The organism is Faecalibacter sp. (genome assembly GCF_057177045.1).
On the sequence record NZ_CM169987.1, the window covers coordinates 340,835 to 361,563 of the forward strand.

Annotated in this window: 18 protein-coding genes; 9 read left to right on the forward strand and 9 right to left on the reverse strand. The window is 33.8% G+C overall.

What is annotated here, in order from left to right; genetic code table 11:
- Nucleotides 1–87 precede the first annotated feature (87 nt).
- The 3 genes from AC1QSP_RS01540 to AC1QSP_RS01550 all read right to left on the reverse strand — a co-directional run bounded on the left by AC1QSP_RS01540 (nucleotide 88) and on the right by AC1QSP_RS01550 (nucleotide 2,936).
- A complete protein-coding gene (locus AC1QSP_RS01540) occupies nucleotides 88–1,431 on the reverse strand; it encodes an ammonium transporter (RefSeq protein WP_484079469.1) in 1,344 nt (447 codons plus the stop codon).
- A gap of 126 nt (nucleotides 1,432–1,557) precedes the next feature.
- Complete coding sequence (locus tag AC1QSP_RS01545) at nucleotides 1,558–2,214, reverse strand: 3-oxoacid CoA-transferase subunit B (RefSeq protein WP_484079470.1); 657 nt, start codon at nucleotides 2,212–2,214, stop codon at nucleotides 1,558–1,560.
- Nucleotides 2,208–2,936, reverse strand: a complete 729-nt coding sequence (locus AC1QSP_RS01550; protein ID WP_484079471.1) for a CoA transferase subunit A — start codon at nucleotides 2,934–2,936, stop codon at nucleotides 2,208–2,210. Before AC1QSP_RS01550 ends, AC1QSP_RS01545 begins: the two co-directional genes overlap by 7 nt.
- 186 nt (nucleotides 2,937–3,122) lie before the next feature.
- Between AC1QSP_RS01550 and AC1QSP_RS01555 the strand changes: the two genes are divergently transcribed.
- The 4 genes from AC1QSP_RS01555 to AC1QSP_RS01570 all read left to right on the forward strand — a co-directional run bounded on the left by AC1QSP_RS01555 (nucleotide 3,123) and on the right by AC1QSP_RS01570 (nucleotide 6,362).
- Nucleotides 3,123–4,166, forward strand: coding sequence for a sensor histidine kinase (locus AC1QSP_RS01555; RefSeq protein WP_484079472.1), 1,044 nt, complete (start codon nucleotides 3,123–3,125; stop codon nucleotides 4,164–4,166).
- Nucleotides 4,159–4,845 carry a LytR/AlgR family response regulator transcription factor gene (locus tag AC1QSP_RS01560; protein WP_484079473.1) on the forward strand — a complete coding sequence of 229 codons (687 nt, stop codon included), beginning with the start codon at nucleotides 4,159–4,161 and terminating at the stop codon, nucleotides 4,843–4,845. Before AC1QSP_RS01555 ends, AC1QSP_RS01560 begins: the two co-directional genes overlap by 8 nt.
- A gap of 105 nt (nucleotides 4,846–4,950) precedes the next feature.
- Entirely contained in the window at nucleotides 4,951–5,760 is an 810-nt protein-coding gene (locus AC1QSP_RS01565; protein ID WP_484079474.1) for a UbiA family prenyltransferase, read from the forward strand.
- A 68-nt stretch (nucleotides 5,761–5,828) separates the two neighbouring features.
- Complete coding sequence (locus AC1QSP_RS01570; RefSeq protein WP_484079475.1) at nucleotides 5,829–6,362, forward strand: class I SAM-dependent methyltransferase; 534 nt, start codon at nucleotides 5,829–5,831, stop codon at nucleotides 6,360–6,362.
- Nucleotides 6,363–6,390: 28 nt separating this feature from the next.
- Here AC1QSP_RS01570 and AC1QSP_RS01575 read toward each other — a convergent pair whose 3' ends face one another.
- Entirely contained in the window at nucleotides 6,391–7,146 is a 756-nt protein-coding gene (locus AC1QSP_RS01575; RefSeq protein WP_484079476.1) for an acyl-CoA desaturase, read from the reverse strand.
- A gap of 91 nt (nucleotides 7,147–7,237) precedes the next feature.
- On the opposite strand from AC1QSP_RS01575, the gene AC1QSP_RS01580 reads away from it, so the two are divergent.
- Nucleotides 7,238–7,687, forward strand: a complete 450-nt coding sequence (locus AC1QSP_RS01580; RefSeq protein ID WP_484079477.1) for a DUF4442 domain-containing protein — start codon at nucleotides 7,238–7,240, stop codon at nucleotides 7,685–7,687.
- Between the two features lie 83 nt (nucleotides 7,688–7,770).
- Nucleotides 7,771–9,597 carry a T9SS type A sorting domain-containing protein gene (locus AC1QSP_RS01585; protein WP_484079478.1) on the forward strand — a complete coding sequence of 609 codons (1,827 nt, stop codon included), beginning with the start codon at nucleotides 7,771–7,773 and terminating at the stop codon, nucleotides 9,595–9,597.
- A gap of 14 nt (nucleotides 9,598–9,611) precedes the next feature.
- On the opposite strand, the gene AC1QSP_RS01590 is transcribed toward AC1QSP_RS01585, so the two are convergent.
- The gene (locus AC1QSP_RS01590; protein WP_484079479.1) at nucleotides 9,612–11,099 is read right to left on the reverse strand and encodes an aminotransferase-like domain-containing protein; all 1,488 of its coding nucleotides are present in this window, start codon (nucleotides 11,097–11,099) and stop codon (nucleotides 9,612–9,614) included.
- Nucleotides 11,100–11,181: 82 nt separating this feature from the next.
- Between AC1QSP_RS01590 and AC1QSP_RS01595 the strand changes: the two genes are divergently transcribed.
- Entirely contained in the window at nucleotides 11,182–13,041 is a 1,860-nt protein-coding gene (locus AC1QSP_RS01595; protein WP_484079480.1) for a TonB-dependent receptor plug domain-containing protein, read from the forward strand.
- A gap of 69 nt (nucleotides 13,042–13,110) precedes the next feature.
- On the opposite strand, the gene AC1QSP_RS01600 is transcribed toward AC1QSP_RS01595, so the two are convergent.
- Nucleotides 13,111–13,557: a hypothetical protein gene (locus AC1QSP_RS01600; protein WP_484079481.1), complete on the reverse strand. Its 447-nt coding sequence runs from the start codon at nucleotides 13,555–13,557 to the stop codon at nucleotides 13,111–13,113.
- Nucleotides 13,558–13,691: 134 nt separating this feature from the next.
- Here AC1QSP_RS01600 and AC1QSP_RS01605 point away from each other — a divergent pair, with 134 nt between their 5' ends.
- Entirely contained in the window at nucleotides 13,692–14,099 is a 408-nt protein-coding gene (locus AC1QSP_RS01605; RefSeq protein WP_484079482.1) for a hypothetical protein, read from the forward strand.
- Between the two features lie 36 nt (nucleotides 14,100–14,135).
- Here the strand turns inward: AC1QSP_RS01605 and AC1QSP_RS01610 are convergent, their stop codons facing one another.
- From AC1QSP_RS01610 to AC1QSP_RS01620, 3 genes are read right to left on the reverse strand one after another with little or no spacing between them, the layout of a single operon-like run.
- Nucleotides 14,136–14,309: a YqaE/Pmp3 family membrane protein gene (locus AC1QSP_RS01610; protein ID WP_484079483.1), complete on the reverse strand. Its 174-nt coding sequence runs from the start codon at nucleotides 14,307–14,309 to the stop codon at nucleotides 14,136–14,138.
- Between the two features lie 10 nt (nucleotides 14,310–14,319).
- Nucleotides 14,320–15,198, reverse strand: a complete 879-nt coding sequence (locus tag AC1QSP_RS01615) for a flavin reductase family protein (RefSeq protein ID WP_484079484.1) — start codon at nucleotides 15,196–15,198, stop codon at nucleotides 14,320–14,322.
- Between the two features lie 7 nt (nucleotides 15,199–15,205).
- Nucleotides 15,206–16,177 carry a fumarylacetoacetate hydrolase family protein gene (locus AC1QSP_RS01620; protein WP_484079485.1) on the reverse strand — a complete coding sequence of 324 codons (972 nt, stop codon included), beginning with the start codon at nucleotides 16,175–16,177 and terminating at the stop codon, nucleotides 15,206–15,208.
- A gap of 209 nt (nucleotides 16,178–16,386) precedes the next feature.
- Here AC1QSP_RS01620 and cas9 point away from each other — a divergent pair, with 209 nt between their 5' ends.
- Nucleotides 16,387–20,727 (forward strand): type II CRISPR RNA-guided endonuclease Cas9, encoded by a 4,341-nt coding sequence (cas9, locus tag AC1QSP_RS01625; RefSeq protein WP_484079486.1) that lies wholly within the window; start codon nucleotides 16,387–16,389, stop codon nucleotides 20,725–20,727.
- Nucleotides 20,728–20,729: the final 2 nt, after the last annotated feature.

Below are 20,729 nucleotides of genomic sequence, written 5' to 3' on the forward strand. Positions count from 1 at the left end.
TAAAAAATCAAATAGTTATAGTTTTTATTTATTAAAATCCCTCTCAAATAAAGGATTTGAGAGGGATTTTAATTTCATTTTATTTTGTTACGCAATCGATTCATTGTGCTGAGAAAGATCCAAGCCTAATTCTTCTGAATGATGGGAAACACGCATGGGAATAATAAAGTCTGTTATTTTAAATAATACGATTGATCCAATGAATGTTAAGATAAATACCAAACAAAGAGCCATCATATGATGACTAAATATTGACCATCCTCCGTGCAGTAAACTAGCGTTGTTGCCATGGGCAAAGATGGCAGTTAAAATCATCCCCATAATCCCTCCAATACCATGGCAAGCAAATACGTCTAAAGAATCGTCAATTCTCTTTAAAAATTGCCAATGCATGCATAGATTAGAAATGATAGCTGTACTAAAACCAAAGAAAATACTTTCTGGAACCGTAATAAATCCAGCGGCCGGTGTAATGGCCACTAATCCTACCACAGTACCAATGCATGCTCCTAAGGCAGATACTTTTCTTCCATTCACGCGATCAAAAAATATCCAAGTCATCATTCCTGCAGCGGATGCCGCAGTCGTTGTAGCGAAAGCTGTTGCAGCTATGCCATCGGCCGCTAAAGCAGAACCTGCATTAAAACCAAACCATCCAAACCATAACATTCCTGTTCCTAATAATACAAAAGCAATATTGGTCGGTTGATGTTTAATTGTCTTACGCTTTCCTATAAATAATGCACCTGCTAGAGCTGCTATACCAGCACTCATATGAACGACTGTACCTCCTGCAAAGTCTTTAACCCCAAAATAACCTCCTAATAAACCGTCAGGATGCCATACAGCATGACATAAAGGTGTGTAAATAACAATAGAAAATAAACAGATGAATAATAGATAGGAAACAAATCGTACACGTTCGGCAAATGATCCAGTGATTAAAGCTGGTGTAATAATGGCAAACTTCATTTGAAACATAGCGAATAATATAAATGGAATGGAACTCGCTATAACTTTGTGTGGATATAATCCGACTTGATCAAAAAAAGCATATTGATGAAAGTTCCCAATTATTCCATATGTTGTACCATCAAGCGTTATCGTAAGACTTGAATCGCCAAAGGCTAAACTGAAACCAAAAGCTATCCAAATCAAAGAGATGACACCCAAACAAATGAAACTTTGTAGCATGGTAGAAATTACATTTTTGCGTCCCACCATTCCTCCGTAAAAGAAAGATAAGCCTGGTGTCATTAATAAGACAAGACAAGAAGAAGTTAGTAGCCAAGCGGTGTCGGCTTTATCAATAAGGTCAATGCTATTAAAAGCAATAGCATCAAAAGAGGAATCATGTTTCCAAAATAATCCGAAGAATGATATTAAGGTAATCATTGCAAAGGCGATATGCCATTTGATATGAACTTTCATAAGTTTTTAGTATTTATAGTTTGATATTAGTGATTAGAGAATCAAAAATAGTATAAAAAAACAAAATCACCCCTAAAAATATAGGGGTGACTACATGAATTTATGATATTTATAAAATTTAACCTCTTAAATTACCATCTCAGGAATATCACCTTCAATAATAAGCTTACCAGCTGTTGCTTTTTTAATTTCTTCAACCGATACTCCAGGGGCTCTTTCCAATAATCGAAAACCTCCTTCAGGTAATATTTCTAAAACGGCTAACTCAGTCACAATTTTTTTGACACATTTTATCCCCGTAAGCGGTAATGTACATGCGGGTAATAATTTCGATTCACCTGCTTTGTTGACATGTTGCATAGCAACAATAATATTATCGGCAGAAGCAACTAAATCCATAGCACCACCCATGCCTTTTACCATTTTTCCAGGAATCTTCCAGTTCGCAATATCTCCATTTTCGGAAACTTCCATTGCCCCTAAGATGGTAAGATTAATTCTACGTGCTCGAATCATACCAAAACTCATGGCAGAATCAAAGAATGAAGACCCTGGTAAAGTTGTAATGGTTTGTTTTCCTGCATTTATAAAGTCGGCATCTTCTTCACCATCAATAGGGAAAGGACCCATTCCTAAAAGTCCATTTTCAGATTGAAGCACTACATTCATCCCATCTGGGATGTAATTGGCAACTAAGGTAGGGATACCAATTCCAAGATTGACATAAAATCCATCTTGTACTTCTTGAGCTATTCGTTTTGCAATTCCATTTTTATCTAGCATGGCGATTCATCTTTTTTAGGTTGAACAGTTCGGTTTTCAATACGTTTTTCATATTTCGCGCCTTGTATGATTCGATTAACGTAAACTCCAGGAGTATGAATTTGATTGGGATCAAGTTCACCCACTTCGACCAATTCCTCCACTTCAGCAATTGTAATTTTACCACACATGGCTGCCGGATGATTAAAATTGCCCGCTGCACCACGATAAATAAGATTACCCGCTGTGTCACCTTTCCATGCTTTTACGAGTGCAAAATCAGGTTCAAAGGCTTTCTCCATTAAATATTCTTTTTCGACACCATGGAAAGTAAATTTGCGAACTTCTTTTCCTTCTGCAACTTCAGTCCCTACACCAGCTGGCGTAAAAAAGGCTGGCATACCATATCCAGCTGCCATTAATCGTGTGGCTAATGTACCTTGTGGGATAAGTTCCACTTCCAATTCACCCGAAAGCATTTGACGTTCAAATTCTGCATTTTCTCCAACATACGAAGAAATCATTTTTTTTATTTGACGTTTTTGCAATAATAAGCCTAATCCAAAATTGTCAACCCCTGCATTGTTTGAAATACATGTTAATCCTGTTAATCCTTTATCGACTAATCCTTGAATTAAATTTTCTGGAATCCCACTCAGTCCAAAACCTCCAAAGGCAAGTGTCATCCCACTTTCTACTCCTTCTAAAGCTTCTTCAATTGAATGTACCGTTTTATTAATCATATTTTTGTGGTTTGTATTGATGTGATTTATAAATTAAATATAATAAATTTTAGTAATGTTGTTCTAAAATATTAATTATTTACCGAAATTTTTGATGGTTTCACCTCATTTTAGGGATGGATTTCATCGATTACTCTACTTTTGTACATTAATCGTTGGATTATTTATTCCTTTTGAATTAAGACTATGAATCATATTAAAATTTCCAAAAAGGAAATCATTAGCTTTAGTGTGCTATCTATCCTTTTTTTGAGTATACCTTTTATCGTGACATCTAATATTCCTTCTGATCGTAATTTTTTCGAAATGCGTTTCTTTTGGAAAATGATGTTTGAGTATTTTATTTTATGGGTGTTCTTCATGGTAAATTACTTTTATCTGATTCCCCAGTTTTACTTCAACAAAAAGTATATATTCTATTTTATTTCTGTCATTGGTTTTATACTGATGTATCTCAATTTACCTGGAATAATCATCGAGTGGTTACCGTTTGAATCGATGAATCGTTCGTTCGGTTCGAAAGATAGAGGAATGCGACGTTTTCCCATTTATCTGATTTGGACTTCTAAAATCTTAATCTTTGCATGTACATCATTTGTCGCCTTATTTTTAAGAAATAATAAAAGATTGCAAGAGGTTAAAGAAGAAAAACAAATGTCAGAAATTGCTTATTTACGATCGCAGATTAATCCTCATTTTTTGTTCAATACATTAAATAATATTTATGCTTTAACGCTTCAAAAATCAGATGCTGCTCCGGATGCAGTGTTGAAATTATCCAAAATGATGCGGTTTATGGTATCAGAAAGTTCAAAAGAGGAAATTGACCTTCAGCAAGATTTAGAATATCTTAAAAATTATATTCAATTGCAAAAAATGCGTCTAGCCGATACTTCAACAATTCAATTTTCAATCCAAGGAGCAACCAATGGTCTAAAAATAGCACCATTATTATTAATCAATTACATTGAAAATGCATTTAAATATGGTGTAATTGATGAGGTAGAGCATCCAATCGTAATCCAAATTTTCATAGAAGATGATCAATTGCTATTAGAGGTAAAAAATAAAATATCAGATCATGAGCTAAGAGCAGACGAAAAAAGCATGACCGGATTAATGAATGTGAAGAAACGTTTGGATTATTTGTATGCAAATCGTTACGATTTAAAGATCAATGAAACCAACGATTTTTATGAAGTAAAACTAAACTTAAAATTAAATGATTAAAGCCATTGCAGTAGATGATGAACCATTAGCATTAATGGTCATTGAAAATTATTGTGCACGAAACGAACACGTTGAATTAGTAAAAACATTTTCGAACCTAAAAGATGCACAGAAATACATGAATCAATTTCAGATTGATTTGTTGTTTTTGGATATTCAGATTTCAAGATCCAATGGAATGGATTTTTATAAAGGATTGGAACATAAAGTTCCTGTAATTTTTACAACCGCGTTTTCAGAATATGCCATAGAAGGATTTAATGTCGCAGCCTTGGATTATCTATTAAAACCAATTGAATACGAACGTTTTGATGAAGCAATTCAGAAAGCAGTATTAATTATTGTCGATAAAAAACTTGCAGAGGACCAAAATTTCTTAACGATTCGAGCGGATTATAAATTAAATAAAATTCCATACGATGAGATTCTTTATCTGGAAGGATTAGATGATTATGTTAAAATACATTTAAATGATGGAAAAAAAATTACGGCAAGAATATCCATGAAAGGAATGCAAGAAAAGTTACCTGACCATTTATTTTTGAGAGTACATCGTTCGTATATTGTACCATTAAATAAGATCAAATCATTTCAGAATAAAGTTTTATCTTTGGGTGAAATTGAGATACCAGTAGGTGATACCTACAAATCAATTGTAGCAGAAAAATTAATACGATAAACAATGGAGAAAAAAATAAAACATCGAGTCATCGAACATATTTTTTTCTCCAATTTTTTTATTGGAATAATGGCTTTGGGATTAAGTTTTGAAACCAATATAAAAATGGGACTACCATTAAATGCTTGGGATTTCTATGCTTTTATTTTCTCCATTTCCATTCTCTTTTATTTATTTGCTTATAACGTGCCAATAAATCTTGCGCAATCATCCAATATTCGTACTCAATATTATATCAATCAACGAATACCGATAATTTGGTTTAACATAATATTATACCTTGTAGCGATTTGTTCAGGTTTAAGTATTTTGATCAAATCATGGAATCATCTCTGGAAATTGGATGTGATTCATTATCTTATTTTAGGCGTGACGCTAATTTTAAGTACCAGCTATTACAATTGGAAATTCGGATTATCATTACGGAAATATACTTGGTTTAAACCAACATTAATTGCTTGGACGTGGGCGATTATCTCGGTTTATTTTCCAGTTTTAATGTTGCAATTGGAAGATGGAAAACCTTTTGAAGTAGATGCGCGATTTTACTTCCTTTTCTCTCAAACCTTCATGTATTTTATTGTAAATGCAATTATGTTTGACATGAAAGATTTTGAAGATGATAGTAATCGCAACATCAAAACATTTGTGGTACGTTATGGATACAAGAAAACGTTGTATCGAATTATCTATCCATTAATTATTTTAGGTTTTATATCCTTCATCACATTTGGAATTTGGTATGATTTGCCTTGGCATCGTACGATACTGATGTTATTTCCAATACTATTATTGTTTTATTTCGCCGTTCGATTAAATCGACCAAAATCCATCTTGTATTATTTAATAGCCATTGATGGGTTAATTGTTATAAAAGCTATTTTTGGAATTTTAAGTGTGTTATTATTCGAATAATGAATTATAATTATATCGCCCCATATTATGATGTGTTAAGTCGAATGGCTTTTTGTAATCGGCAACAAATGGCACATAAAGTCATTTTAAAGCATTTGCATGCGAAGGACAAATGGTTATGGATAGGAGGGGGAAGTGGATGGTTTCTTAAAGAAATTGATGCGTTGAACCTTCCTCTCGAAATAGATTACATCGAGTTTTCAGAAGTGATGATCAACCGAGCCAAGAAAATCCCTTTGCATCATATAAAAGTAAATTTTATTCATGCTGATGCATTCAATTATACGTATGCAAAGGCATATGATGGCATTATCACGGCATTTTTCTTTGATCATTTTAAAGAAGAGCAGTGTCAATCACTTTTCAAACGTCTTGATCAACATTTAAAACCGAATGGATTATGGTTTTACGTGGATTTTATTCAAAACCAAAATTTGGTTCAGCAGTTATTAACCCAATCGATGATTCTCTTTTTTCGATGGGTGGCAAATATCAAAACCACGAATTTTCCAAAAATTGAAGCATTGTTTCATCCGTATGAATGCGTTGAAGTTCAGTATTTTTTTGGACGATACATCACTTCAAGAATTTATAAGAAATAAAAAAAGACCTCAATAGAGGTCTTTTTCATTACATATAATCGGTATCTAATTTTCCTTTTTTGTATTGAATGATATTCAATTTCTCCATAATTCGGATACATACAAACATCGGGTCAAATTCAAATTTCTTTACCGCAAAGTTTGGTCTTCCACCAAATTTATGGTGATTATTGTGTAAACATTCTCCCCACATTAACCAGTCAACAGGCATTAAGTTTGTTGAAGTATCTTTTACTTCATAGTTTCTATAACCATATTTGTGTGAGAACCAGTTAATAATCGCTCCGTGTAATGGACTCATTAAAGAGTGCATTGGAATAAAGACAAAGTATGCCCACAATGGAGCGTCAACTAACCAATACAATAGGATATAGACTCCAACCCACGCTGTTCGAGTGATATTATGTTCTGCAAATTTGTCCCAAGCACGCCAAGAAGGTACTCCTTTAATGTATTTCGGGTCAATATCTTTTACTCCACGATCAACTTCATTGTAGAAACGACGAGTATTCCACATCATGTTCCATAAATTTTTATCGTATATCGGTGAGTGAGGATCCTTTTCTGTATCAGCATGTGTATGGTGTAAACGATGCATTACCCCATATGCATAAGGGCTTAAATAAGATGTTCCTTGGAAAATCCAAGCTAAAACATGAAAAATTTTTTCCCACGTTCTCGACATTGTAAACATCGCATGCGATGCATAACGATGATGGAAGAACGTTTGAAAGAATAACGATCCGTACCAATGAAGGACGAATAGTATAATAACTCCAATCATTTAAATAAAATATAATTTTTGCAAATATATAGTTTACCTTTATTAAATTGCCAAATTAATATCATAATTAAACCACAAAATACTATTTAAAATGAATAAAGAATTCTTTCGAAATATAATTTCGACGCAAATTCCCATTGCTTGGATTGCAGGTGTCCGTCTACACGAATGGAAAGAGAACACTGTTTCTACGAAAGTGAAATTGGGTTTATTAAACCAAAATCCTTTCAAAAGTATGTTTTGGGCAGTACAAGGAATGGCAGCAGAATTTTCATCGGGACTTATGGCTTCGGCAAAAATTCAACAATCAGGGCATAACGTTTCAATGTTGGTGCTAGGGATGCAATCTCAATTTTTAAAGAAAGCTGTTGGTAAAATTATTTTTACGTGTGACCAAGGAGCTGAAATTGAAGCAGCCATTCAAAAAGCCATTGAAACCAAAGAAGGGGTTACATTAGTAGTCAAAAGCCAAGGAGTCGACGAACAAAACGATATCGTTTCGGAATTTGAATTTACATGGACTTTCAAAGTAAAATCATAAGACACTAAAAAAACTTCCATTAGGAAGTTTTTTTTAAAACACATAATACATATATTTGAATGAATTAACACTCAATTCATTATATGAAACACTATTTACTTTTGCTATGTACCATCTTTTCTGGATGGGTACACGCACAATCTTTTGACCAATACGAAAAAAAATGGGGGACGTATTATGGACCTCCAGCATTACAGGAAGGAAATACGATAATTACGAATGATAATAATTCTTCTTATATCGATCCGGAAGGAAATATCATTTTACTGAATGGTAAAATTGACCCAAATGGTTATTTCAGTAACCCAATTTATTACAATTATTTCAGTACATTTCGTATCCCAGAGGATAACCCCATGATGTATAATACAGGTGATCGGTCAGTAACTTATTATACGAAGTTTTCTCCAACTGGAGAAGTGTTAGCAGCGGGCTATTTGCCCATTAAAATTCGTACCATTACTTTCGATCACGAAGGAAATATTATAGGCTTAGGGAGTAGCAGTGATGTAAATTATGCCACTTCAGGTACATGGTTTGATACCTTGGAAGGTTTTAGAAACCGTACAAACAATGTAATCATTTTTAAGCTAGATGCTAACTTTAATAAAATTTGGGCCTCTTTTTTACCTGCTTCCGACAGTATTGATAAAAACCACGTGCTTACAGATGCTGACGGTTCAATTTATTCTTTTATACAAACGTATTTAACGGATGGAGTGACAACACCAAATGTTTTTCAATCCGAATTCATTTATAATCAATTTGGCTTAAACAGTAGAAATGGTTTATTATTTAAATTGTCGAGTAATGGAGAAATCATTTGGTCAACGTATACAGGAAATACGTTGATAAATAGTGTCCATTTGCATGGTAATGATTTATATGTTTTACAAGATTTAAGTTATTATTTCAGAAACGACGAAGATTTATACCCTTCCAACGATTTTTACCTTACGGAAAATGCGCAACAACGAAATAGAGGCCAAATTCTTATTTCAAAATTCAGCAAAGCGGATGGTAATAGAACGTATAGTTCATTTTTTGGGCAGTTAGAAGGACCTTTTTTAGATTATGATTCGGATGCAATTCTGGTAGGAGATAAAATTTATATTGCAGGATATACTGAAGATTTAGGAAATAATTCACCTTTTATTTCAGAGAATGCGAATCAACCCCATTTTGGTGGTGGCTATATCGATACTTATTTAGCGAAATTGGATGTGACGCAAAATGCAGCTTTCGATTGGGGAACCTATATTGGTGGTAATGGAATTGAAGGTGAAATATTATTGAAATTCAAAGAAAATAATCTTTATCTAGCGATGATAACTAGTAGTCCCGATATCTCATTTCCAGAGGATCAATCTTCTTTTTATTATGGAGGAAATTACGATGGCATATTATTGAAATTTAATTCTAATGGTCGAATGATATGGGGGAATTATTTAGGCGGTGAAGGGGATGAATTTATTTTCAATTCGTTATTAATCGAAAATGATCGTAGTTTATTTATCGGTGGATTAACAAATAGTTATAAGAATATTTCAACCCCTAATAGTCATCGCGAAAATTATTTAGTTTATCCTAATCCTCAATACCAGACAGTGTATAATTATTATTTAATGCATTATGGGGAAGGGGAGAATTTAGGATCCAATGATTCTTTTTTTAGTCCCATCCAAGTTTATCCTAATCCTGCAAATAATCACCTGTATGTAAAAGGAATTTTTGCTCCAGATTCTTTACTCGAAATACATAATCTCGTTGGCCAAAAGGTTGCTTCCCAAAAAGCGACAAACTTTAATACCATTCGTTTTGATATTTCTATTCTTCCAAAAGGCGTTTATCTCCTTTCAGGAAAAGATAGTTCTGGTAACTTAATCTCACGAAAATGGGTGAAAGAATAATATATAACTCCGGCTTAAAGTCGGAGTTTTTTTAGTTGTAAATCCACACAAGCGCTCAAAATATCCACCACCTGATCAATTTCTTCATCTTTCAGTGTTCCAAATCCAATGCGAATGCCAGTTAACTTTTTAGTCTGATACAGCAAATGTTGTGGAATCACTAAACCTTTCTCAAAGGCATCTTTTTTCAGTTGCAACAAATTCAGAGGGATTTTCCATTCCAACCATAACCCTAATCCCATCAAGGGCATTTGTAATTGAATCGAATCCCCAAAAGTTTGTCGTAACCGATTGCCTAAACGTTCGCGTCTTTCACGGTAGATCTTGCGATGCTTTCGTTCAATTCGTAAAAGTTCTCCTTCTTTGATTAATGTACTAGCGGTTTCCAACAGGAACGGATCAAGAGCTTCCTCATAAATGCTGCTTAGTTTTTTGCATTCTGCAATGAAATCAGATGGACCAACGATATAATTCAAATGAAACAGAGACGGTAATCCATCACCAATCTGCCCTAAAGTGATGGTTTGATCATTCGGAAATTGCGCATTGATCGAAGGCAATGGACGATGGGTATAATAAAAAGACGCATAAGGTTCATCTTCTATAAGGGCAATCTGATGTTCTTTTGCTAAGGCAACCAGTTCTTTTAGCGATTGTGGAGGTACAGGTTGGGCCGTAGGATAAAGATGCAAGGGAAGAAGATAGATCGCTTTAGTGGTAGCATTCACCATCATTTCTTCTAATTTACTTAAATCAAATCCATTTTCGGAGAGCTGTATAGGGTATAGCTTTATCCCATGGGTTTGAAAGATAAGATTCGAGAATTGTTCATTCATCGTATGTACACCAATTTGATCTGCTGGTTGAAACAAAAGTTTTGAAATCAAATGCAACGACAAAGCACGATTGGATACAAAATGGATTTGATCTTCGTGAAGGTACATTTGGCGACTAAGGGCTAAATAATTGAGAATTTGTTTAACAAAATAGCGATGCGCATTGGTGTCTTGTTGAGGTTTCCCAATCTTACGTTTTGCAATGTGATGATACGCTTTATAGGCTTCGTGATATTGCACCAAACGTGGATCAGGTAAACCCTGATTCAGATGGAGTTGAGTTAATGCACTTTCACATTTTTTTTCTTGATCCAACAAATAAGAAGTGTAAATGGGAAAACCCGCTTTTTGACCATTACGATCATCATTTTTCTCCGTCTTCAAATGGGCAATTTTCTGGGATTGATTTCGGATATAGGTTCCTTTATTCGGCCGAATATCAATCCATCCCAATGCTGCTAATTCTTCTAAACTTTTAACAACCGTATTGCGATTTAATCCCAAGTCTTTAGCAAATTGTCGTGTTCCAGGCAATTGATAACCGTGAACAAAATGCCCCAATTGAATGGCCTGAATGATTCCATCCACCAATTGAAGATAAATTGGTGTGGATGAATTTTTATCGAGATGCAGAAAAGGAAATGGGGGATCAACCGGACTATTCATAATTTAAAATCTGGACTATTGTAAGGAGTCGGTAAGATACTACTTTTGGCTCAGATTTCACAATAATTAAATGTGTAGACAAATGAAAAGAATCTTTATTCTAATCAGTTTCATCGGTTATGGAAGCTTTGCGCAAGAGGTTAAAGACACCATTGCTATAAACGAAGTGTCCTTATTGGACAACCGATTAAATACTGCAATTTCGAAGGAAAATCGTAATGTATATGTCGTCGATAAAGCACAAATGGATCGTTTACCGGCAAAAACCATCCAAGAAGTGTTGCAATATGCTTCGGGCATTGATTTGCGCCAACGTGGTCCATTTGGTGCACAAGCCGATGTTTCAATGGATGGAGGCAGTTTCGAACAAACCTTGATTTTGTTGAACGGCACAAAAGTAATTGATCATCAAACGGCGCATAATGCATTGAATTTACCCATCCCTTTGGAAGCAGTAGAACGCATCGAAGTGATTCGTGGTCCTGCCGCACGAATTTATGGGAACAACAGTTTAACAGGGGTAATCAATATCGTCACGCGTCAACCGAAACGTAACGGGTGGTATGGGCATGCCTATATCGGATCCAATTTTGAAAAAGATCAAGAGGATACAAAGGATATATTTTCAAATCGAGGCATTCAAATGGGTGGGACAATCGCCAAAGAAAATCACCAACACCAATTGTTCGTAAGCCACGAAACCGGGAACGGGACACGTTACAATACAGCGTTTGAAAACAATAAACTGTATTATCAAACCCATTATCAATTCAATACCAAACATCAAATCACGGCTTCTTATGGTTATGTGAAAAATGCCTTTGGGGCTAATGGGTTTTATGCGGCACCTGGGGACAAGGATTCAAAAGAAATTGTCGAAACTTCGATGGTGATTCTGCAAGCTAAAAATCAACTTTCGGACCGTTGGAAAATTCAACCCCGCTTCAGTTACCGTTATAATTTTGATGATTACCGTTATTTTAAGCAGGATATTAGTCGAGCGCGTTCTAAGCATTATGCCAATGCATTTTCGGGTGAATTGAATGCAACCTATGATGGGAATGCAGGTAAATTAGGTTTTGGAGCTGAATATCGTAATGAACAAATCAATTCGACCAGTATTCAATCGCATACCCGCGATAATTTAGGATTATATGCTGAATACAAAACAGATCTGACGTCTAAACTTAATGTAAATGCAGGGGGCTATATCAACTATAATTCCCAATACCAATGGCAGTTCTTTCCAGGAATTGATGCCAGTTATAAAATAGGATCTCATCTTAAAATTGTAGGAAATGTAGGAACAAGTCAACGAATCCCTTCGTTTACAGATTTGTACTTAGACCAACGTCCAGGTAATATCGGTAACAGCGAATTGAAAGCCGAAAAGGCAATTCAAATCGAAGGGGGAGTCAAGTGGACGAAGTCCAATTGGAGTGTAAATGCTTATTATTTCTACCGTAAGATCGATCATTTTATTGATTGGATCAGACAAACAACCGATCAACCGTGGCAAGCCAATAATTTTGGAGATTTAAAAACAAATGGACTGAACGCCAAAGTCAATTATCACTATGCTTGGAACAAGGAGCAAATGGTAAAAGTAGGATTGAGTTATGCATATTTGGATCCTAAATTCAAGCAAACCAATACAGAATTGGCTTCTAAATACCGCATCGAATCATTAAAACACCAATGGATCAATACAATCGATTATCAATACAAAAATTTTACACTATCCCTATCAAACCGATACTTAACACGCCAATCGTATAAATCGTACGCCATTACAGATGTTCGATTCAATTATCGTACATTTAAAAATACGACCTTCTATATGGATATTCAAAATGTAATGAATACGTCTTACAACGAGGTAGGCGCAATACCATTACCCAATCGTTGGTTAAGTTTTGGAGTGAAGTTTATAGGGATTTAGATCGTCCTTTTAGTTTATATGTAATGCGAAATCAGCCATTTTTACTGACATGAAAATGGCTGATTAATTTTATTGGATAGAAAAACGAACCGGTAACTGATAAGCTAAATCCATAGCTTTTCCTTGATGGTCTTTTGCAGGGGCTATTCGCAAATGATTCTCTTTTAATTTAGTATTTAATCGATGGATAGCACTTTCTACGGCTGCACTTAATTGATGATCTCCTTTAATCTCCACATTTTCAATCATTCCGTTCGAGCGAACAACCAAATGAGATACAGATACAAAATTCGATTGGATGTCTGAATTCACTTTATCCGCAAAATCTTCCAGTTCTTTTGCAATATCTAAATACAAACTTTTTTTGAAGCAAGTTGAGAGTTCTTCATTCGTTTGATGAGCATCACATCCTGGATAAACGGGCATTTTAGCTACATCTTCCGTTGCGTTTGTTTTGCTTTGAGCAAAACCAAAAGTACTACAAGAAAGAATTAGGGATAAAAAAAGTTTTTTCATAAGAATTGCATTTATCTTTCTAAGATAAGTAAATAAATTGATAATCAGTACGATAAAGGTGTAATTCGTTGCTGAAAATAAATTTGCATTATCTTCGAAGGTGTAATTACTTTGCCATCGTTTATATTTTAAGCATGGAGGATTTAAATAAAACAATTGGAGGAGTATTAAATCAATTGAATGAATTATCGTTTCAGGTGAAGGAACGAATAGAATTAGATAAAATAGAACGTTTAAAGCAGCAGTTAATAATTTATTTTCCACAAAGCGATCAAACCATTCAATTTAAGGGGAAAATTGAAAATATTCTGATTGAAATGAACCATAAATTTTCTGATCGGATTCAGCTTTTGGAAGAGGAATATACCATTTTAATGAATGTATATACGGCACATCAAACGTCTATTCTGATGGGAGATGTACAACAATTACAAGATGTGATTCAATTGGCTTATCCTAGGAGTAAGTTTGCATTTGAAATTTTAAAAACGGATGCAATAGCTTCAGAAGAATTCTTAATCATCCTTGAATTTAAATCATAAAAATTCCCTTGAACAACATTGGACAAGGGAATCGATTTATGGATTTAATCTTTTTTTATTTCGTTCATCCAAGAGCGAGGCTACGGCCCATATCGAACAAGGGATCCATCCAATAAGTGTAATTTGTAAAATAAAACATAAAACAGCAGTGAGGATTTTTCCTCTTAACAAAAAGGATAATGCCGGAAATAAAACAGCAATTAAAATCATAAACAACGTTTTAAATTTCCATTAATAACCAAAACCAAGCACTTTGCACATCGCCTTGGTCTAACAACTTGGCTGCCACTTGATGACGTACCTCTACCGGTTTGAATTTTTGAAGATCCAACCTTCCGGCCAATTGTTGTTTAAAATTTTCAATCATTTCTGCCGGTGGTAAAGCTTCCACATTGCCCAATTGACCCAAATGATTTCCCGTTAAAAACTTAGAATATTTAACGGCTTCGGGCAACGAATCAATGCCTAATCCTATCGTACGGGTTGGTTTTTCAACTTCAAATATCGATGCTGGAATCACACGACAATAAAAGTCTTCTCCCATACGCGCTACCAAATCCAAATCGTAGGGACTCACATTATCTTCTTCGTTCAAATACTGATCTTGAACGTGCATTTTAACAATCTCAGCAATAACCAAATTGGCAGCGCCCGGTTGATCTGAAATGGAAATAACATCGCGAACTTTACATTCCAATTGGAATGGACTTTCAGCGACACGAGGCGGTTGAACCAGCTCCGATGCAATAGGCGTTAATCCGGCTTTTATAAACTCATCCACACCTTTCGGGTATTCAACACTCGCTAACGATTGTTGTTGAACCATATCATAATTCACGATATTGATCACACATTCGGGATGCTCCCAGACATTTTCTAATGTATGTTTGGTAGACCCATCACGCATTTTACGCAATGGTGAAAAGACACAAATCGGAGGGTTTATGCCCATTATATTAAAAAAGGAAAATGGACTTAAATTCACGTTCCCCTCTTTATCCACCGTACTTGCAAAACAAATAGGGCGTGGAGAAATGGCATGTTTTAATAAGTTGTCGAATGATTTCGTATTGGGTTCGAATGATTTCGTTTTTTGCATGGTCATTTTAATTGGCTTGATAAAGATGAACAGAATTTGTTAATTTTCCTAATCCTTTTATTTCCATTTCAATGCAATCTTCAGGTTGAAGCCATTGCGGGATATAATTTTCGTCTTTTCGTTTTCCTGTTCCATTCAATTCCAAAAAACATCCTGTGCCAACCGTTCCCGATCCAATAATATCACCTGGATATACTTTTACACCGTACGAAACGCGTTCAATGATTTCTGCAAACGTCCAATGCATATCTTTGAAATTTCCGCGAGAGACTTCAACAGAATTCACACGACAGATCATATCCAAATCATAACAATTGCCAATATGTCCATCTTTTGGAGCAACTTTATACGCATCCAATTCATCGGGCGTAATCAAATAAGGTCCCATCATCGAAGCAAAGTCTTTTCCTTTGGCAGGTCCAAGATTCAATTTCATCTCTTGCATTTGCAAAGCGCGTGCACTCAAATCATTTAAAATCATAAAACCGCCAATGTATTCGTCAGCTTCTTCAGCTTTGATATTCATTCCTTCTTTTTTGATGACGATAGCAACTTCTAATTCAAAATCCATTTGATGAAAATGTTCCGGCATCGCATACACTTTTCCTGGGCCTTGAATGGCTTGATGATTCGAAAAATAGAAAACCGGAATTTCATCAAATTCAGGGATCATTTCTAATCCACGGTTTAAACGAGATGTCTCCACATGCTGCCGAAAGGCATACGCATCTCGAAAACTTGGGGGATGGGGAATAGGAGCTAACAATTGCGGATTTTCCACAATGCTATGTTTATAATTTCCACTTGCGATCTCCTTCTGAATTAACTCAATCAGGGGAAAATTAAAAGCCGAATCGGCTAATAATTCAATCAGCGTAGAAGGTAAGTGAGGATTAATTTGGGCTAAATCATAGACCAAATCATTCACAATGATGCCTACTTTTTCTTGGTGTTCCTTTACGTAAGTAACGAATTTCATTTTGTTTGTCGTTTGAAAAGTGAAGATACAAAATAAAAGAAAGCAAAAAAAAGCCCCGAAGATAGTCGAGGCGCTAAATGTTTTCACAACGGAATAATCCTTATTGTGAATTCCTTTCAATATCAAATTTAATACTATTTTTTAAATTTCAAATAATATTCAATTTTATTTTATCACTATATTGTATTTAATAAAACTAATGAACACATATGAAAAATATATTAGGGCTAGACCTTGGAACGAATTCTATTGGTTGGGCGTTGATTCAACAAGATTTTAGCAATAAACAAGGAAATATTCTTGGAATGGGAAGTCGTATAATTCCGATGTCTCAAGATATTATTGGTGAATTTGGAAAAGGAAATTCTATTTCTCAAACGGCTGAAAGAACGGATTATCGTGGCGTAAGAAGATTACGTGAAAGACATTTGTTACGTAGAGAAAGACTACATCGTGTATTAAATATTCTAGGATTTTTACCAGAACACTATGCCAATCAAATTGATTTTACAAAACGTTACGGGAAATTTATAGAAAATACTGAACCTAAAATATCCTTTGATAAAGAATTCCTGTTCAAAGATTCTTTTAATGAAATGTTGAACGATTTTAAACAAAATCAACCAGAATTTTTAAAAAACAAAGATGGTGAAGATAACTTAGTGCCATATGATTGGACAATTTATTATTTACGAAAAAAAGCATTAACCCAAAAAATATCGAAACAAGAATTAGCCTGGATTATTTTAAATTTTAATCAAAAAAGAGGATACTATCAATTACGTGGCGAAGAGGAAGAAGAAAATTCAAATAAATTAATCGAATTCCATTCGTTAAAAATTATCAATGTTGTACCTGATGATGAAACGAATAAAAAAGGTGAAAGATGGTATGCCCTACATTTAGAAAATGGTTGGGTCTATAGAAGGTCATCTAAAATCTCGTTAGAAGATTGGAAAGGCAAAACACGTGATTTTATTGTAACGACTGATCTGAATAGTGATGGTTCAGAAAAAATAGATAAGGAAGGTCAAGTTAAGAGAAGTTTTAGAGCTCCAAGTGCAGATGATTGGACTCTATTAAAAAAGAAAACAGAACATGACATTGAAAACAGTAATAAAACAGTAGGTACATATATTTATGACAATTTATTATTAAACCCAAAACAAAAAATTAAAGGTAAATTGGTTCGTACCATCGAACGTAAATTCTATAAAGCTGAATTAGAAAAAATTCTTAAAAAACAGGCCGAATTCCATAGTGAATTTCAGAATGAGGAATTATTAAATTATTGCATAAGAGAATTATACAAGAACAACCTTCAACATCAAAAAAACTTAGTTTCTAAGGACTTAATTCATTTGTTATTAAATGATATCATTTTTTACCAAAGACCATTAAGAAGTCAAAAATCGTTAATCTCTAATTGCAGCTTAGAAAGTAGGATTTCTAAAGATGAGAATGGTAATGAGGTAAATCGCCCATTAAAAGTAATTGCTAAATCTAATCCTTACTTCCAAGAATTTAGATTATTGCAATGGTTACAAAATTTAGAAATATACACGACAGAAGATGATCAAAAAGTTACAAATCAGCTTATTTCATCGATAGAAGATAAAGAAGCATTATTTGATTTTCTGACAACAAAAAAGGAAGCTGAACAAAAACACATCATTGAATTTTTATTAAAACTTAAAAATGGTGGAAAAAAATTAACTAAGGGAGAAGTAGAAAAATACCGTTGGAATTATGTACAGGATAAGAAATATCCAATGTATGAAACAAGACATATCATCCAATCCAAATTAGATAAAGTAAATAATCTACCTACTAATTTTCTTTCGTTTGAGATTGAAATGGCTTTATGGCACATCATCTATTCTGTGAACGATAAGATTGAATACGAAAAGGCTATTGAAAAATTTGCACTCAAACATAATTTAGATAGAGATAGTTTTATTGAAGCATTTAAAAAAGTTCCTCCGTTTAAATCTGAATATGGTGCTTATTCAGAAAAAGCAATAAAAAAATTATTGCCTCTAATGCGTTTTGGAAAATATTGGAATTATGAGTGTATCGATAAAGATACAATCATTCGTATTGAAAATATCCTTTCTGGTGAATACGATGAAAATATTAAAAATCGTGTACGCGAATTAGTCGAAAAACAAGAAATTAAATCTGAATCAGATTTTAATAATTTACCGATGTGGTTTGCTCAATACATTGTGTATAACCGTCATTCAGAAGCTGCTGTCACAAGAAAATGGAATAATGTTTCTGATTTAGAAAATTATCTGAATGATTTCAAACAACATTCGCTTCGTAATCCAATTGTAGAGCAAGTAATTACAGAAACACTTCGCGTGGTAAAAGATATTTGGCAACAATTTGGGCATGGCGCTAAAGATTATTTCTCAGAAATCCATATCGAATTAGGTCGAGAAATGAAACATACCGCTGACGAACGTAAACGTTTGTCAACTATAGTTACAGAGAATGAAAATACCAATTATCGTATAAAAGCTTTATTAGCGGAATTAGCATTAGATAATTCTGTTGATAATGTACGACCTTATTCTCCTGTACAACAAGAAATCCTAAAAATTTATGAAGAAGGGGTTTTAAAAGCACAAGAAAATATCGAGGACGATATTTTAAAAATCAGTAAGACAGCTCAACCGTCAAGTGCAGACCTAAAACGTTATAAGTTATGGTTAGAACAAAAGTATATGTCACCTTATACAGGTCAAATCATTCCTTTAAACAAATTATTTACGCCTGCTTATGAAGTGGAACATATCATCCCTCAAAGTAGATATTTTGACGATAGTTTAAGCAATAAAGTTATCTGTGAAGCTGCGGTTAATAAATTAAAAGATAATCAAATTGGATTAGAATTCATTAAAAATCATCATGGCGAAAAAGTAGAATTAGGAAACGGTAGTGTAGTTTCTATTCTTGAGGTCAACGAATACGAAAATTTTGTAAAAAGATATTACAATAACAATAGAACAAAACGAAATAAATTATTGATGGAAGAAATTCCAGAAAAAATGATCGAACGACAATTAAATGATACAAGGTACATCAGTAAATACATTTCTCAATTATTATCGAATATTGTTCGTAACGATAAGCCAGATTCAAAAGATGACGGAATCAATTCAATAAATATTCTTCCTGGTAACGGAAAAATCACTTCTCAATTAAAACAAGATTGGGGATTAAATGATGTATGGAACGAATTAATTCTTCCACGTTTCGAGCGTATGAACGAATTAACCAAATCAACAGATTTTACATCGCTAAATACAAATGGAAAATTAATTCCTACTGTTCCGTTAGAATTATCAAAAGGCTTCAATAAAAAACGCATTGATCATCGTCATCACGCTTTGGATGCATTAGTTATTGCTTGTGCAACTCGCGATCACATCAATTTCTTAAATAACGAATCCGCTTTACCAAGAAAAAATAAAACAATAGAGGAACAACAAGCATATCGTTTTGATTTAAAAGCAAAATTATGCGATAAAAAATACAATGACAATTCGACATCCAATTACAAATGGATATTCAAGAAACCTTGGGAAACCTTTACGCAAGATGCGAAAAGTAGTTTGGATAAAATCATCGTTAGTTTTAAACAAAATATTCGTGTTATCAATAAAGCAACGAATTACTTCGAATCTTATCGGGACGAAGACGGAAATATTCGTTTAGATAAAGAAGGTAACCCACAAAAAGGTATAAGAAAACAAGTTGGAACAAATTGGGCTATCCGAAAATCATTACACAAAGAAACGGTTTCAGGTAAAATACAATTAGATCGTGTAAAAGTTGCAAAAGGTAAAATATTAACGGCTACTCGTAAAAATTTAGATACTTCTTTCAACGAAAAAACAATAGCTTCAATTACCGATACGGGTATTCAAAAAATTTTACTAAACTACCTAAAGGCTAAAGGTGGTATAAGTGATATAGCCTTTTCACCAGAAGGGATCGAAGAGTTAAACAAAAACATCAAATTGTACAATGAAGGTAAATTCCATCAACCGATTTTAAAAGTTCGCGTTTTCGAACAAGGAAGTAAATTCCAAGTAGGACAAACCGGAAACAAATCAAAAAAATTTGTAGAAGCTGCAAAAGGAACTAATTTATTTTTTGCAATATATCAAGACAAAGAGGGTAAACGTAATTATGCGACCATACCTTTAAACGAAGTCATTGAACGCCAAAAACAAGGTTTAAATTCAGTACCTGAAACAAATGATAAAGGACATTATTTAATAATGAGTCTATCACCAAATGATTTGGTCTATGTACCTTCTGATGGAGAAATAGTGGATTTACAAAACTTAAATCTAGATAATATTTATAAAGTTGTTAGTTTTACAGGTACTAGATTGTACGTATTACCAATATCTTCCGCTACTACTATTGTTAATAAAATTGAGTTTGGATCTCTTAATAAAATTGAGTTTACTAAAGAAAAAGAAAAATTAATTAGAGTTAAAAATGACCGTTTAGGTAATATATTAAATTAATA